This window comes from Thioalkalivibrio sp. ALE12 (assembly GCF_000381105.1).
Taxonomy (GTDB): domain Bacteria; phylum Pseudomonadota; class Gammaproteobacteria; order Ectothiorhodospirales; family Ectothiorhodospiraceae; genus Thioalkalivibrio.
In genome coordinates this window covers 34,138-48,654 of sequence record NZ_KB905913.1, presented here as the reverse complement: position 1 = coordinate 48,654, position 14,517 = coordinate 34,138, and the positions used below count along the sequence as shown (strand labels likewise).

General features: G+C 69.2%; 15 protein-coding genes and 1 tRNA gene. 11 read left to right on the top strand and 5 right to left on the bottom strand.

What is annotated here, in order from left to right; genetic code table 11:
* Positions 1-121: 121 nt before the first annotated feature.
* Positions 122-895 (top strand): DUF4197 domain-containing protein, encoded by a 774-nt coding sequence (locus F614_RS0111815; RefSeq protein ID WP_018881246.1) that lies wholly within the window; start codon positions 122-124, stop codon positions 893-895.
* A gap of 11 nt (positions 896-906) precedes the next feature.
* On the top strand, positions 907-2,316 hold the full coding sequence (gene xseA, locus F614_RS0111810; protein WP_019558948.1) for an exodeoxyribonuclease VII large subunit: 1,410 nt from the start codon (positions 907-909) through the stop codon (positions 2,314-2,316).
* A 555-nt stretch (positions 2,317-2,871) separates the two neighbouring features.
* On the opposite strand, the gene proB is transcribed toward xseA, so the two are convergent.
* From proB to rplU, 4 genes are all read right to left on the bottom strand, one after another.
* The gene (gene proB, locus F614_RS0111805; protein ID WP_038035670.1) at positions 2,872-3,990 is read right to left on the bottom strand and encodes a glutamate 5-kinase; all 1,119 of its coding nucleotides are present in this window, start codon (positions 3,988-3,990) and stop codon (positions 2,872-2,874) included.
* Between the two features lie 11 nt (positions 3,991-4,001).
* Positions 4,002-5,072, bottom strand: coding sequence for an Obg family GTPase CgtA (gene cgtA / locus F614_RS0111800; RefSeq protein ID WP_018881249.1), 1,071 nt, complete (start codon positions 5,070-5,072; stop codon positions 4,002-4,004).
* A gap of 362 nt (positions 5,073-5,434) precedes the next feature.
* Complete coding sequence (gene rpmA, locus F614_RS0111795; protein WP_018867867.1) at positions 5,435-5,695, bottom strand: 50S ribosomal protein L27; 261 nt, start codon at positions 5,693-5,695, stop codon at positions 5,435-5,437.
* Positions 5,696-5,724: 29 nt separating this feature from the next.
* Positions 5,725-6,036 (bottom strand): 50S ribosomal protein L21, encoded by a 312-nt coding sequence (gene rplU, locus F614_RS0111790; RefSeq protein WP_017941885.1) that lies wholly within the window; start codon positions 6,034-6,036, stop codon positions 5,725-5,727.
* A 363-nt stretch (positions 6,037-6,399) separates the two neighbouring features.
* Between rplU and ispB the strand changes: the two genes are divergently transcribed.
* From ispB to F614_RS0111755, 7 genes are all read left to right on the top strand, one after another.
* Positions 6,400-7,368: an octaprenyl diphosphate synthase gene (gene ispB / locus F614_RS0111785; protein ID WP_018867868.1), complete on the top strand. Its 969-nt coding sequence runs from the start codon at positions 6,400-6,402 to the stop codon at positions 7,366-7,368.
* A gap of 79 nt (positions 7,369-7,447) precedes the next feature.
* Positions 7,448-7,524, top strand: a tRNA-Pro gene (locus F614_RS0111780).
* Positions 7,525-7,626: 102 nt separating this feature from the next.
* Positions 7,627-8,277: a guanylate kinase gene (gene gmk / locus F614_RS0111775; protein ID WP_018867869.1), complete on the top strand. Its 651-nt coding sequence runs from the start codon at positions 7,627-7,629 to the stop codon at positions 8,275-8,277.
* A gap of 61 nt (positions 8,278-8,338) precedes the next feature.
* Complete coding sequence (rpoZ, locus tag F614_RS0111770) at positions 8,339-8,614, top strand: DNA-directed RNA polymerase subunit omega (RefSeq protein WP_018867870.1); 276 nt, start codon at positions 8,339-8,341, stop codon at positions 8,612-8,614.
* Between the two features lie 13 nt (positions 8,615-8,627).
* Positions 8,628-10,802, top strand: a complete 2,175-nt coding sequence (spoT, locus tag F614_RS0111765) for a bifunctional GTP diphosphokinase/guanosine-3',5'-bis pyrophosphate 3'-pyrophosphohydrolase (protein ID WP_026329859.1) — start codon at positions 8,628-8,630, stop codon at positions 10,800-10,802.
* Positions 10,803-10,880: 78 nt separating this feature from the next.
* Entirely contained in the window at positions 10,881-11,957 is a 1,077-nt protein-coding gene (locus F614_RS0111760; protein WP_018867872.1) for an SO_0444 family Cu/Zn efflux transporter, read from the top strand.
* The gene (locus F614_RS0111755; protein ID WP_018875595.1) at positions 11,957-12,619 is read left to right on the top strand and encodes a class I SAM-dependent methyltransferase; all 663 of its coding nucleotides are present in this window, start codon (positions 11,957-11,959) and stop codon (positions 12,617-12,619) included. The genes F614_RS0111760 and F614_RS0111755 overlap by 1 nt, the downstream gene beginning before the upstream one ends.
* A gap of 226 nt (positions 12,620-12,845) precedes the next feature.
* Here F614_RS0111755 and F614_RS15095 read toward each other — a convergent pair whose 3' ends face one another.
* The gene (locus tag F614_RS15095) at positions 12,846-13,250 is read right to left on the bottom strand and encodes a hypothetical protein (protein ID WP_369771875.1); all 405 of its coding nucleotides are present in this window, start codon (positions 13,248-13,250) and stop codon (positions 12,846-12,848) included.
* A gap of 148 nt (positions 13,251-13,398) precedes the next feature.
* Here F614_RS15095 and F614_RS0111745 point away from each other — a divergent pair, with 148 nt between their 5' ends.
* Both F614_RS0111745 and F614_RS0111740 read left to right on the top strand, forming a co-directional pair.
* A complete protein-coding gene (locus F614_RS0111745) occupies positions 13,399-13,980 on the top strand; it encodes a hypothetical protein (RefSeq protein ID WP_018879804.1) in 582 nt (193 codons plus the stop codon).
* On the top strand, positions 13,980-14,504 hold the full coding sequence (locus F614_RS0111740; protein WP_019558946.1) for a cytochrome c: 525 nt from the start codon (positions 13,980-13,982) through the stop codon (positions 14,502-14,504). The genes F614_RS0111745 and F614_RS0111740 overlap by 1 nt, the downstream gene beginning before the upstream one ends.
* Positions 14,505-14,517: the final 13 nt, after the last annotated feature.

The following is a 14,517-nucleotide window of genomic DNA, read 5'->3' as shown; positions in this document are numbered from 1 at the left end:
ATAGAATTCGCACTCTCCCGCGACAAGCGCACACAGGCCTGCGAAGGGCGGATCGCAGACGCTGCCGGAGCACCCTGATAGGATGCCGGTTCACTCCGGACCCTCCGCCAGGCGAGAACCCATGCCCGAACGCGCGCCCCCGGCCCGCATCACCCGCCGCTCCGCGCTGGCCCTGCTGCTGGCCCCCGGCCTCGGCCTGGCCACCGCGTCCAGCGCCCAAGCCGACTGGTGGCGCTTCGGCCAGGACATGTTCCGCTCGCTGATCACGCGTCCGCCGGAGTTCTCCGGGCTGTCCACCTCGGAGCTGATCGAGGCCGTCCACGAAGCACTGGTCATCGCGACCCACGCGGCCTCCGAGACCCTCAGCCGGCGCAACGGCTTCTACGGCAATCCCGACGTGCGCATCCCCCTGCCCGAGGTACTCGCGACCACCCGGCGCTCCCTGGGGCGCCTGGGTATGGCCGCGCCGCTGGACACCCTGGAGGAGCGCATGAACCGCGCGGCCGAGGACGCCGTCTGGCAGGCACGGGAGCCCTTCATCCGGGCCATCTTCGCCCTCGACCTGAACAATGCACGGGGCATCCTGCTGGGCGACGAGGACGCCGCCACCCGCCATCTGGAGGCCCACATGCGCCCGCGCCTGACCGATGCCATGCGCCCGGTCGTGGAGAACAGCCTGGACGCCGTGGAGGCCCTGACAACCTATCGCGAACTGGAGGCGCGCATGCGCGACATCCCGTTCCTCGCGAACGTGCGTCTGGACCTTGCCGAGCACGTGCTGGAGCACACCATGGACGGCCTGTTCCATGCCATGGCCGAGGAAGAGGCCCGCCTGCGGGTCGACCCGGTCGGGCGCGGCACCGACGTGTTCCAGCGCGTCTTCAGCCGCCTGTAAGCGAGGGCCGCATGAGCGATACCCCGGTCTTTTCCGTCACCCAACTCAACCAGTGCGCCGACGGGCTGCTCCGCGACGGCCTCGGCGTGGTGCGCGTCGAGGGCGAAGTCTCCAACCTGCGCCAGTATGCCTCGGGCCACCAGTACTTCTCGCTGAAGGACGAGAACGCCTCGGTGAACTGCGTGCTGTTTCGCGGCAAGGCGCGCCAGGCGGCGCGTTTTGCCGACGGCGACGCGGTCCAGATCCGCGGGCGCGCCGGGATCTACGGCGCCCGTGGCCAGTTCCAGATCATCGTCGAGGCCCTGCAGCCGGCCGGCGAGGGGCGCCTGCTGGCCGCCTTCCAGCGGCTCAAGGAGAAACTCGCCGCCGAGGGCCTGTTCGACGCCGAGCGCAAGCAGCCGCTGCCCGCCTGGACCCACCGCCTGGGCGTGATCACCTCCACCCAGGGCGACGTGCGCCACGACATCGAGCGCACCCTGGCGCGGCGCTTCCCGCTGCTGCTGCCGGTCACGCTTTACCCCACCGCCGTGCAGGGCGCGCAGGCCGCCGGCCAGATCGTCGCGGCGCTGGAACAGGCTGCGGCCGAGGGCCGGGTCGACGTGATCATCCTCGCCCGTGGCGGCGGCTCCCTGGAGGACCTACAGGCCTTCAACGAGGAGAGCGTCGCACGCGCGATCGCCGCCTGCCCCATCCCGATCGTCACCGGCGTGGGGCACGAGACCGACACCACCATCGCCGACTTCGTCGCCGATCTGCGCGCCTCCACGCCGACCGCCGCGGCGGAGGCCGTCAGCCCGGATGCCGCCACCCTGCGCCACCAGCTGGCGCGGGCCCGCGAACGCCTCACCGGCCTGCTAGGCCAGCGCATCGCGCGCCACCGGCAGACCCTCACCGCCCTGCACACCCGCCTGGAGCGCCGCCACCCCAGCCAACTCCTGGAGCGCAATGCCCAGCGCCTGGACGACCAGCGCGAGCGCCTGAACCGCGCCTGGTCACGCCTCGAGGAACGCGCCCGATCGCGGCTGCAGCGCGCCCAGTTGCGCCTGGCCGGGGCCTCGCCCGGCAACCGCCTGACTGCCGCGCGCATGCGTCTGGAGCACCTGCGCCAGCGTCTGGCCCGGGTGCGCCCCGACCACGACATCACCCAGCGGCGGGAGGCCCTGGCGCGGCTCCAGCGGCAACTGGAGGGCGCCACCCGGCAGGCGCTCGCCACCCGCCAGCGCCACCTGGATGCCACCGCGCGCCAGCTCCGCTCCCTGGACCCGGAGGCGGTACTGGAACGCGGCTACGCGATCCTGCAGACCCCCGAGGGCGAGGTCCTGCGCCGCGCGGACCAGACCGCCCCCGGCCAGCACCTGCGCGCACGCCTGGCGCGCGGCCGCCTGGACCTCGACGTCACCTCCACCCAGACCGACGAGTGAAGCGCGCGACCTCCGCCTTTAAGGAGACGCTGATTGAATCGCACGTCCGCGCTCGAGTCGCTTTTGCGTGGGAACAAGGCGCGGTGACCGCCGTGCAGTCATTCTGCACAAGGGAACCGCAACGCCGTTCCCGCGCAAAAGCGGCCGAGCCCCTGCTTTTAATGGCTTTTGGGGTTGGTGCCCCCTGTTCCCCGATCCTGCGTTGCGCCGCTTGCGGGTAGAACCACTACCCGCTGCACGACGCGCCTTGTCTCGGAAAACAGGGGGCACCAACGCGGACGCGCGATTCAATCAGCGTCTCCTTAACCACGGAGGCCCTGAGCCCGTAGCAGGGACCCGTGAGGCGCGGGGTCATCCCGGGCCGCAGCGCGGCGCAGAGCCGGGATGGCGATCGGCTCGGCACACGCAATACACCGTGGGAGCGTGCTTGCACGCGAAGCCCCTGCCAGAGTCGGACGCGGGCAGGGGCTTCGCGTGCAAGCACGCTCCCACAGGGGGTGCATGGAGCCCCGCCGAGGGCGGCTGGGTACGAACGCGTACGCGCTCGCAGGCGAATCAGGATAGCAGGACGAGATTGTCGCGGTGGATCAGCTCCGGCTCCAGCAGGTAGCCCAGCTCCGCCTCGATGCGGTCGGCGCGCTGGCCGCGGATGCGCTGGATCTCGCTGGCCCCGTAGTTGGTGAGCCCGCGCGCCACCGCGACCCCGTCCGGGTCCAGGCAGGTCACCACCTCGCCGCGGCGGAAATCGCCCTCGACTCCGACCACCCCCACCGGCAGCAGGCTGCTGCCCGACTCGCGCAACACGCGCGCGGCCCCGGCATCCAGCTGCAACTGCCCGCGCGAGTGCAGCTGATCCGCCAGCCAGCGCTTGCGCGCCGCCAGGGGTTCGCGGTCCGGCTTCAGCCAGGTCCCCAGCGGCTCGCCCTTCAGCACCCGCCCCATCACCTGCGCCTCGCGCCCGGAGGCGATCACGGTATGCGTACCGGAGCGCGCCGCGCGTTCGGCGGCCAGCAGCTTGGTCGCCATGCCGCCGCGCCCCAGGCGCCCGAAATCGGCGGCCACGTAGCGGTGCAGCTGGGCATCCGAGGCCCGGCCTTCGGCGATCAGGCGGGCGTCCGCATGCTTGCGCGGATCGCGATCGAACAAGCCATCCTGGTCGGTCAGGATCAGCAGCAGGTCGGCCACCACCAGGTTTGCGACCAGCGCCGCCAGGGTGTCGTTGTCCCCCAGCCGGATCTCCTCGTAGGCCACCGTGTCGTTCTCGTTGACCACCGGGATCGTGCCCATCTCCAGCAGCGCCTGCATGGTGCTGCGGGCATTCAGGTAGCGCGAGCGATCGGCCAGATCATCATGGGTCAGCAGGACCTGGGCCGCGTGCAGGTCGTGGCTGGCGAACTCGCGCTCGTAGGCCTGCACTAGCCCCATCTGGCCGACCGCCGCGGCCGCCTGCACGTGATGCAACTGGTGCGGCCGTTCGGTCATGCCCAGCCGCCGCATGCCCTCGGCCACCGCGCCACTGGAGACCAGGATCACCTCCAGGCCACGGCGGCGCAGCGCCGCGATCTGGTGCGCCCAGGACTCCAGCGCCGGGCGGTCGAGCCCGGCCCCATCCGCGGTGATCAGGGCACTCCCGATCTTGACCACCACCCGGCGGATCGCCGGGAGCGCACGCATGTCCCCCGCGGTCACGCGGGGTCCTCCGGGTTGGCGATCGCGTCGCGCCGGCCGGCCTCGGCCGCTGCCTGCGCGGTCTCTTCGACATGGCGCATCACGGCCTGGAGCAGGGCATCCACGCCCTCGCCGGTCGCGGCGGAGATGGCGAACACCGGACGTTCCGACCCCTGATCGGCGCGCACCCGCTCGACCAGGGCCGCCAGATCCTCGGGGTCCAGCAACTCCTTCTTGTTCAGCACGATCCAGCGCGGCAGTGACGCCAGCTGGTCGCTGTGGTGCTCCAGCTCGGTGATCGCGGTGCGCAGATCCACCAGCGGGTCGGCCTCCGGGTCGGGCGGCGCCACATCCACCACGTGCAGCAACAGCCGGGTGCGCGCCAGGTGCTTGAGGAACCGCGTGCCCAGGCCGGCCCCCTCGGCCGCGCCCTCGATCAGCCCGGGGATGTCGGCGATTACGAAGCTCTGGTTCACACCGATGCGCACCACGCCCAGCTGCGGGATCAGGGTAGTGAACGGATAGTCGGCGATCTTCGGGCGCGCGGCGGAGGCGCGCGCGAGCAGCGTGGACTTGCCCGCGTTCGGCAGCCCCAGCAGCCCGACATCCGCCAGCACCATCAGCTCCAGCGACAGCTTGCGCAGCTCGCCCGGCGTGCCCGGCTTGCTCTGGCGCGGCGCCTGGTTGGTGGAGGACTTGTAGCGCGTGTTGCCAAGCCCGTGGAAGCCCCCCTGCGCGACCAGCAGCCGCTGGCCCTCGTGGGTCACGTCGCCGAGGATCTCGTCGGTCTCGGCATCACGCACCTGGGTGCCGACCGGGACCGGGATCTCCAGGTCCTCGCCGGAGGCCCCGGTGCGCTGGCGCCCCATGCCGTTCTCGCCACGCTGGGCATCGAAGCGACGCTGGTAACGGAAGTCGGCCAGGGTATTCAGGCCCTCGTCACCCACCAGCCACACGGAGCCGCCATCCCCGCCGTCGCCCCCGTCCGGGCCGCCAAAGGGGATGTACTTCTCGCGGCGGAAGCTGACACAGCCGTTGCCGCCGTCGCCGGCCTTCACGGTGATGGTGGCCTCGTCGATGAACTTCATTGCTTGTTTCCCGCAGTACAGAACAAAAAAAGCCCCGTCGAACGGGGCTTTTCGCGAACGCTTCGCTAGGGAGACGCTGATTGAATCGCACGTCCGCGCTCGAGTCGCTTTTGCGTGCGAACAAGGCGCGGTGACCGCCGTGCAGTCATTCTGCACAAGGGAGCCGCAACGCCGTTCCCGCGCAAAAGCGGCCGAGCCCCTGCTTTCAATGGCTTGTGGGGTTGGTGCCCCCTGTTCCCCGATCCTGCGTTGCGCCGCTTGCGGGTAGAACCACTACCCGCTGCCCGTCGCGCCTTGTCTCGGAAAACAGGGGGCACCAACGCGGACGTGCGATTCAATCAGCGTCTCCCTAGCCGGCCGGCTTACTGCTGCGGCTGGACGCTCACGAAACGACGGTTGTGCGGACCACCCACCTTGAAGACGACCTGGCCGTCGACCTTGGCGAACAGCGTATGGTCCTTGCCGCAACCCACGCCCTCGCCGGGATGATACTGCGTCCCGCGCTGACGAACGAGGATGTTGCCGGCGCGCACGACCTGACCGCCAAAGCGCTTCACGCCAAGGCGTTTGCTCTCGGAATCGCGCCCGTTGCGGGTACTCCCGCCTGCCTTCTTATGTGCCATGGTTCAGTTCTCCTGAATGCCTGCGCCGATCAGCCGGCGATGCCGGTGATGCGCACGGTGGTGTAGTGCTGGCGGTGCCCCATCTGCTTCTGGGAATGCTTGCGCCGCCGGAATTTCATGATGTGGACCTTCTTGGCGCGGCCATGGTCTTCGACCTTGGCGGTGACCTTGCCACCGTCCACCAGCGGGGCCCCGACGCGGACATCGTCACCCGCACCGACCATCAGCACCTGGTCGAATTCGACCTCGGAACCGGCCTCGGCCTCGAGCTTTTCGATGCGAATCACGTCGCCTTCGGCGACGCGGTACTGTTTACCACCTGTTGCGATGATCGCGTACATTTCCCTGGGACTCCGTTGCGATACCTTGTGTGGACCAGCCGACGGGACTGGTCTCGCGAAAGGGCGGAAATGCTAGCAGCGCTTCGCTTGCGGGTCAATGCCGGGACCAGCCTGTCTCCAGCGGGCGCACGGCCTTGCGGTTCCCTTGTACAGAATGGCTGCACGGCAGTCATCACGCATCAAACGCACGCAAAAGCGACTCGCTCGCGAGCGTGTACATTCATCAGTGCTTCTCTGTCTGGAAGACGAGCCGCCTGGAAGACAAGCCGCGCCCGCCCGCGCGCGAGCTTGTACATTCGGTGGCGTTTCCCTAGCATGCCTTCGCCCCTCCCGACCACTCTCAGAGCCCGCTTGCCTACCCCCATGTCCATTGACGCGATCCGAGAACTGGCGGCCGACGACATGCAGGCCGTCGATCAGTGCATCCGCGAGCGCCTGAGCTCGCCGGTGGTGCTGATCAACCAGCTCGGGCACTACATCATCCACTCGGGCGGCAAGCGCCTGCGGCCGCTGCTGGCCACGCTGTCCGCGCGCGCCTGCCACGTGCAGGGCCAGGACCCCGTGACGCTGGCGGCGGTGGTGGAGTTCATCCATACCGCGACCCTGCTGCACGACGACGTGGTCGACGCCTCCGAGATGCGCCGCGGGAACGAGACCGCCAACCACATCTTCGGCAACGAGGCCGCGGTGCTGGTGGGGGACTTTCTCTACTCGCGGGCGTTCGAAATGATGGTCGAGGTCGGCTCCATGCGGGTGATGGAGATCCTCTCCCACGCGACCAACGTGATCGCCGAGGGCGAGGTGATGCAGCTGATGAACTGCCACGACGCCGACGTCGACGAGCAGCGCTACATGCACGTGATCCAGTCGAAGACCGCCAAGCTGTTCGAGGCGGCCTGCCAGCTGGGCGCGATCCTGGGCGAACGCCCGCAGGCCGACGAACAGGCGCTGGCGCGCTACGGCATGCACCTGGGCACCGCCTTCCAGCTGATCGACGATGTCCTCGACTACTCCTCGGATGACGAAGTCACCGGCAAGCGCATGGGGGATGACCTCGCCGAGGGCAAGCCCACCCTGCCGCTGATCCACGCCCTGCGCGTCGGCACACCGGAGCAGCAGGCGATCGTGCGCCAGGCCATCGAGGACGGCGGGCGCGACCGGGTCGACACGGTGCTGCAGGTGGTGCACGGCACGGATGGCCTGGCCTATACCCGGTCCCGCGCGGAGGCGGAAACCGACGCCGCGATCGAGGCCATCTCCACCCTGCCCGACTCGCCGCACCGCCAGGCCCTGATCGACCTTGCCCGCTTCGCCGTCGGGCGCAACCACTGACGCCCGCGCCCGACCCGATTTTCATCCTGCGGGGGCATGGACACGCCCGGAGAGGCTCGGCATAATAGCGGGCTCGGTTCGGAGTGTAGCTCAGCTTGGTAGAGCACTGCCTTCGGGAGGCAGGGGTCGAAGGTTCGAATCCTTTCACTCCGACCAACCTTCTTCTTTGACCCTGGCTACCCGCCTGTGGCTCGCCGCAAACGGCCCGCCCGGGAGACCGCCAGGACCCGATCACGTTCAGGTTCCGCGGACACGTCCATGACCGCCAGCACCCCGGCCGCTCGCGGCACCCTCTATATCGTTTCCGCACCGTCCGGCGCCGGCAAGACCAGCCTGGTCGCGGCGCTCCTGGAGACGGTGGAGGCCGTGGAGGTCTCGGTCTCGCACACCACGCGCAAGCCGCGCGCCAGCGAGGTGGACGGGCAGCACTACCACTTCGTCTCCGCCGAGACCTTCCTCGGCATGATCGAGGACGGGCAGCTACTGGAACACGCCAAGGTCTTCGACAACTTCTACGGCACCGCGCGCGCCAGCGTCGACGAGCGCCTGGACGCTGGCGTCGACGTGATCCTGGAGATCGACTGGCAGGGCGCGCGCCAGGTGCGCGCGGCGGTACCGGACGCCCACTCCATCTTTATCCTGCCCCCCTCGCGCGACGAGCTGGAGCGCCGCCTGCGCGGCCGTGGCCAGGACGAGGAGGACGTGATCCAGCGCCGCCTGCGCGACGCCGAATCCGACTGCACACATTTCCGCGAGTACGACTACACCGTGGTCAATGCCGATTTCGACGAGGCCGTGCGCGACCTGGCCTGTATCTTCCGCGCCAATCGTCTGCGCACCGTGGAACAGGAGACCCGAGCCGCACCCACGATCGGGAATCTGTTGGCGGCGGCGCCGGGGTCGGCGTAACATGCTAGTGAACTGCGGCTGTGCCGCATGGATTTCAAGAATTTACTGACCGGAGTATCCGATGGCACGCGTTACCGTCGAGGACTGCCTCGAAAATGTCGAAAACCGCTTTCAGCTGGTGCTGATGGCCGCCCGCCGGGCCCGCCACATCGCCCACGGCAAGGAAGCGCGTGTACCCGAGGACAACGACAAGCCCACGGTGATCGCCCTGCGCGAGATCGCCGCCGGCGTAGTCGGTCCGGAGGTGTTCGACGAACACGACGAACGGCCCCAGAACCAGATGCTGGACTTCAGCACCATCCGTCATCTGGAACAGCTGGAAGCCGACGAACGCTAGGCGAGGGTTTTCAATGGCCGCTGGGCAGCCAGCCGCGCCCGGGGCCGTTTCGGCGGCAACGGGTGATTCGACCCGATTCCTGATCAGCGATTTGTGTTCCGAGCTCGAGGCCTATCTCGAGCCGGAAGAGGTCGAGGAGGTCTATCGCGCCTATCTCCTGGGCGCGGAATCCCACGAAGGCCAGACCCGCAAGACCGGCGAACCCTACATCTATCACCCCCTGGCCGTGGCCCGCACCATGGCCGAGATGCGGATGGACCACCAGGCGATCTGCGCCGCCATCCTGCATGACGTGATGGAGGACACCGCTACCAGCAAGGACCGCATCCACGCCGAGTTCGGCGAAGAGGTCGCGGAGCTGGTGGACGGCGTCTCCAAGCTCACCCACCTGCAGTTCCAGTCCAAGGCCGAGGCGCAGGCGGAGAACTTCCGCAAGATGATGCTGGCGATCACCCGCGATATCCGGGTGATCCTGATCAAGCTGGCCGACCGTCTGCACAACATGCGCACCCTGGGCGTGATGCGCCCGGACAAGCGCCGGCGCATCGCCAAGGAAACCCTGGAGATCTACGCCCCCATCGCGCAGCGCCTGGGCATGAACGCCATGCGCCGCGAGCTGGAGGCCCTCGGCTTTTCCGCCAAACACCCGTGGCGCGCGGCCGTACTGGAACGCGCGGTGCACCGTGCCGGCGGCAACCGCCGCGAGCCCATGCGCAATATCGAGCAGGCGATCTGCTCGCGCATGGAGGCCGCCGGCATCGTCGGGCGCATCTCCGGACGCGAGAAGGGGCTGTACAGCATCTACCGCAAGATGCGCGACAAGCACCACTCGTTCGAGGAGGTGTTCGACGTCTTCGCCATCCGCATCATCGTCGACGACGTGGATACCTGCTACCGCTCCCTGGGCGTGGTGCACAACCTCTACAAGCCGGTACCGGGGCGCTTCAAGGACTACATCGCGATCCCCAAATCCAACGGCTACCAGTCGCTGCATACCATCCTGTTCGGCCCGCAGGGCGTGCCCATCGAGATCCAGATCCGTTCCACCGAGATGGATCGCGTGGCCGAGAGTGGTATCGCCGCGCACTGGCAGTACAAGGCCGGGGGCGAATCCACCCGGACCGCCCAGAGCCGTGCCCGCGAATGGCTGAAGGATGTCCTCGAGATCCAGAACAGCGTGGGCAACTCGATCGAGTTCCTGGAGAACGTGAAGGTCGACCTGTTCCCCGACGAGGTCTACACCTTTACCCCCGGTGGCGACATCATGGTCCTGCCGCGCGACGCGACCCCGATCGACTTCGCCTACGCAGTGCACTCCGACGTCGGCAACCGCTGTGTGGCGGCCAAGATCGACCGTCAGCTGGCGCCGCTGTCGGTGCGCCTGCAAAGCGGCCAGACGGTGGAGATCGTCACCTCCCCCGGCGCGCGCCCCAACCCGGCCTGGTTGTCCTTCGTGGTCACCGGCAAAGCCCGTACCGGCATCCGCCACTGCCTGAAGTCGATGCAGTCCGAGGAGGCCCGCACTCTGGGCGAACGCCTGCTGGAGAAGGCGCTGGAGTCGCTGGACACCAGCCTGCCGCGGATCTCGCCGGCACGCCTGGACCAGATGCTGGACGCGATGCAGCTGAAGGACCTGGACGCACTGCTGGTCGACATCGGCCTGGGCAACCGCATGGCCTCACTGGTCGCCCGCCAGATGGCCGGCAGGGACGCCCCCGAGCCCGCGGCCGACGAGGCACCCACCACCCTCGCGGTCAGCGGTACCGAGGGCCTGGTGCTGAACTACGCCCGGTGCTGTCACCCGATCCCGGGTGACCCGATCATCGGCCAGCTGAGCGCCGGCCGCGGCCTGGTGGTCCACCGGGAAAACTGCCGCAACGTCCTGCACGAAAGCCGCGACCGCAGCGACCGCACCATCACGCTGGAATGGTCGCACGAGCCCTCGCTGCAGTTCACCGCCGCGGTGCGCACCCGCACGGCCAACCGCCGCGGGGCCCTGGCCGACATGGCTGCGGTCATCGCCGACCATGGCTCCAACATCGAGCACATCTCCTTCAACGAGCAGGATGGCCACTCCACCGCGATGACCTTCCTGCTGACCGTGCGCGATCGCCAGCACCTGGCCCAGATCATGCGCGGTCTGCGCCGCCTGACCGACGTCCTGCGCATCTCGCGCCAGCGCGGCTGACGCCCGAGACCTCGGCCGCACCGCCCGCCGGAGCGCGGGCTTCTTGCAGTTGCCCCCGCCGCGACGGAACATCGGGCCATGATCCTCGACATCCTCAGGCAGACGCTGAGTGTCGCGTTGACGGCGGCGCCCTGGCTGCTGCTGGGCCTGCTCGCGGCCGGCGGCGTCAAGGCACTGATTCCGGAGGCTGCCCTGCAGCGCTGGCTGGGCGGCTCGGGCATTCCCGCCACCGCGCGGGCCGCCGTGGTCGGCGCCCCCCTGCCCCTTTGCTCCTGCGGGGCCATCCCGACCGCACTGGCCCTGCACCGCGGCGGGGCCGGGCGGGGCCCCACCACCGCCTTCCTGATCGGCACGCCGGGCGTCGGCGTCGACTCGCTCGCCATCAGCTATGCCCTGCTGGGCCCCATGATGGCCGTGGCCCGGGCCCTGGGCGCCATTGTCACGGCCATCACCACAGGCCTGCTGGTGGGCCGCACCCGCGCCGCGACCGAGCGTCCGGACCCACCGCGGGGCGAACCGGACAGCTGCGGCGGATGCTGCGGGACCGCCGACGGCTGCGCCACACCCGAGGCCCCGGAGCGTTTGTCCGCACGGCTGCGCGCGGGCCTCGCCTATGCCTTTGGCGGCGTGCTCGACGATATCCGCCTGTGGCTGGTGATCGGCCTGCTGGTCGCCGGCGCCCTGCTCGCCCTGGTCCCGCCGGCCACGCTGGCCGCCTGGGGATCGGGCCTGCCGGCCATGCTCGTAATGGCCGTCATCGGCATCCCCATGTACCTCTGCGCGACCGCCGCAACACCGATCGCCGTGGGCCTGATCGCGGCCGGGGTCTCCCCCGGCACCGTGCTGGTGTTCCTGCTGGCCGCACCGATCACCAGCCTGGCGACCCTGGGCGTGTTTCGCCGCGAACTTGGCACGCCGGCGCTATTGCTCTACCTGACCGGTATCGCGGTCACCACCATCGCGCTGGGGCTCGCCCTGGACGCCGGACTCGCCCACACCGGGGTCGACGTCGCCACGCAGATGGGCACCGCCGGCGAGATGCTGCCCGCCTGGCTCGAGTGGAGCACCCTGGTCATCCTGATCGTCCTGGCCACACCGGTCCTGCGCCGATGGCTGGACCGTCTGATCCCTCACCCACAACCCCGGAGCGCGTGATGTCCAATCGTTCCATCGGACTCGATGGCCCCCTGTATGACTACCTCCTGGAGCACTCGCTGCGCGAGCAGGAGATACTCGCCGAGCTGCGTGCCGAGACCGCGAACCTGCCCGAGGCCAACATGCAGATCGCCCCGGAGCAGGGCCAGTTCATGGCGCTACTGGCGCGGCTCATGGGGGCGCGGCGCTATCTGGAGATCGGGACCTTCACCGGCTACAGCGCGCTGGCCATCGCGCTGGCCCTGCCGGAGGACGGCGCGGTCGTTACCCTGGACAAGAGCGCGCAGTGGACCACCACGGCCCGGCGCTACTGGGAACGCGCCGGGGTCAGCGGTCGCATCCGGCTCGAGCTGGGCGAGGCCGGCAACACGCTGCAGGCACTGGAGGCCGAAGGCGAGACCAGCCGCTTCGACCTGGCCTTCATCGACGCGGACAAGACCGGCTACCCCGACTACTTCGAGCACTGCCTGCGCCTGGTCCGTGCCGGCGGCCTGATCCTGGTCGACAACACCTTGTGGCATGGCAGCGTCGCCGACCCGGACGACACGCGCGAAGACACCCGCGCGATCCGCGCCTTCAACGATGCCCTGCACCACGACGAACGCATCGACCTCTCGCTGGCCCCCATCGGCGACGGCCTGACCCTCGCCCGCCGCCGCTGAGCAAGACCCGGCTCTGGATTCACCACGGAGGACACAGAGAGCCCGGAGAAGGGACCGGTCAAGGTCAAGGTCAAGGACGATCTACAGGAAGACGTGAAGAGTGGAAGCCGGAATGGGTAGCCCAGGGACCACCAACGCATTGCTCATTCAGAATTTCTTCCCGTCTTCCCATCTTCCTGTAAATCGCTTTTCTGGGCTCGAAGATTGCCAAGGGCCTCGGGAAGCGTTACAGGCAGAGGCCGCTGTCGGCGAGGCCGCGGCGGCAGATGGCCCGGCGTTCCACCGTGCGCACCACCCAGCCCGCCTCCGTCTCGTCCAGCTCCAGCCGGAATTCGTAGGCCTCGACGGCATCATCACGCAGCCCGGTCAGGCGGACCTCCGCGCGTTCCGGGCGCGGCTGGTCGATCTCCAGCCCCGCGTAGTCGACGGCCAGGCCGGATTTCCAGCCACTGGCCGCGAACCACTCCATCACCGCGGCACCCGGCATCACCCTCGGCTCAAGCGATGGCACCGCCTGGGCCTCGAAGGCCGTCGGCGCGGGTTCCCATCCTTCGGGCAACCCCGCGGACGTGCCGTCATCGCCCGGATCCGGGGTCGACGTGGCGCAACCCGCCAGAAGCAGCGCCAGCACACCCCCTGCAACCTGCCTTCTCCAGTACATCACGTGGACTGCCTCGCAAATCATCCGCTGCCTGGAAACATACCGGAGCGCGAAACGTCCTACCATGAGAGATCAACATCATTGGTCAGCCGCCCCGCGGCACCCCGGAGGACCCGACATGAACCTGCTCGAAGTGCGCCCCATCCTGCTCGCCGGGCTGTGCGGTCTGATGCTGGCCGCAAGCCCCCTGTATGCCGCCGATCACGACACCCACGCAGGGGACGAACCCACGGCCACCGACGAATCGGATGCCGCCATGGAGGACGATGCCACCGCCAGCGAGATGGAGGAACTGCGCGAGTCCTGGGCCGAGACCCGCGAGGAACTCCAGGAGGAAGGCGAGGAGGCCGGCGAGGCCACCCGCTCCCGTACCCGCGAGACCCTGGACGCGATGGACCGCGAACTGAGCCGCCTGGGCAACAACATCCGCGAGGGCTGGGACGACCTGAGCGACGCCACCCGCGAGCGCCGCGAACGGGCCTATGACGGCCTGGTCGAGGAACGGGACCGCCTGGCCGAATGGTCGGGCGAGATGCGCGAGCGCTCCTCCGGCGCCTGGGGCGGGGTGCGCGATGGCGCCCGCGACGCCTGGGGCGGCATCCGTGACGGCTCGCGCAAGGCCTGGGGCTCGGTACGCGACGCCTTCCGCGGGGACGACGCGCCGGCCGACGGCACCGGCGAGCCGGACGTTCAGGACTGATGCCGGACCCGCGTACCCTCCGCGCCGGTTTCGCCGGTGCGGTGCTGCTCCTGTCCGCTGCCACGCTGGCGGGCTGCGACGGCTTCGGCGGGGCCTCCGGCACCCCCGACCACCTCGAACGCACCACCGACCCGGAGATCCTGCAGCGCGGGGAACGGCTCTATCAGGAGCACTGCATCGCCTGCCACGGGGCCCAGCGCGAGGGCGCCGAGAACTGGCGCCAGCGCAACCCGGACGGTACCCTGCCGCCGCCCCCGCTGGATGGCAGCGCCCACACCTGGCACCACCCCTATTGGCAGTTGAAGGACATGATCCGTTATGGCGCCGAGGCGCGCGGCGGCGCCATGCCCAGCTTCGAGGACACCCTGTCGGAGGAGGACGTCGAGGCGATCATCGCCTGGCTGCAGTCACACTGGCCGGACGAGATCTTCGAGGCCTGGAAACGCTACGACCGCAACCACCCCACCCAGGCAGACTGGGAAGAGGCCATGGGCGAACCCTGGGTCACCCATCCCGACGAATGATGCGGCGCGCATG

Bases quoted from the DNA above. Each gene is read 5' to 3' on its own strand.
- ispB (WP_018867868.1), top strand. From the start codon at position 6,400: ATGTCCATTGACGCGATCCGAGAACTGGCGGCCGACGACATGCAGGCC.
- F614_RS0111815 (WP_018881246.1), top strand. From the start codon at position 122: ATGCCCGAACGCGCGCCCCCGGCCCGCATCACCCGCCGCTCCGCGCTG.
- proB (WP_038035670.1), bottom strand. From the start codon at position 3,990: ATGCGTGCGCTCCCGGCGATCCGCCGGGTGGTGGTCAAGATCGGGAGT.
- F614_RS0111740 (WP_019558946.1), top strand. From the start codon at position 13,980: ATGCCGGACCCGCGTACCCTCCGCGCCGGTTTCGCCGGTGCGGTGCTG.
- gmk (WP_018867869.1), top strand. From the start codon at position 7,627: ATGACCGCCAGCACCCCGGCCGCTCGCGGCACCCTCTATATCGTTTCC.
- rpmA (WP_018867867.1), bottom strand. From the start codon at position 5,695: ATGGCACATAAGAAGGCAGGCGGGAGTACCCGCAACGGGCGCGATTCC.
- xseA (WP_019558948.1), top strand. From the start codon at position 907: ATGAGCGATACCCCGGTCTTTTCCGTCACCCAACTCAACCAGTGCGCC.
- rpoZ (WP_018867870.1), top strand. From the start codon at position 8,339: ATGGCACGCGTTACCGTCGAGGACTGCCTCGAAAATGTCGAAAACCGC.
- F614_RS0111745 (WP_018879804.1), top strand. From the start codon at position 13,399: ATGAACCTGCTCGAAGTGCGCCCCATCCTGCTCGCCGGGCTGTGCGGT.
- F614_RS0111760 (WP_018867872.1), top strand. From the start codon at position 10,881: ATGATCCTCGACATCCTCAGGCAGACGCTGAGTGTCGCGTTGACGGCG.
- spoT (WP_026329859.1), top strand. From the start codon at position 8,628: ATGGCCGCTGGGCAGCCAGCCGCGCCCGGGGCCGTTTCGGCGGCAACG.
- rplU (WP_017941885.1), bottom strand. From the start codon at position 6,036: ATGTACGCGATCATCGCAACAGGTGGTAAACAGTACCGCGTCGCCGAA.
- cgtA (WP_018881249.1), bottom strand. From the start codon at position 5,072: ATGAAGTTCATCGACGAGGCCACCATCACCGTGAAGGCCGGCGACGGC.
- F614_RS0111755 (WP_018875595.1), top strand. From the start codon at position 11,957: ATGTCCAATCGTTCCATCGGACTCGATGGCCCCCTGTATGACTACCTC.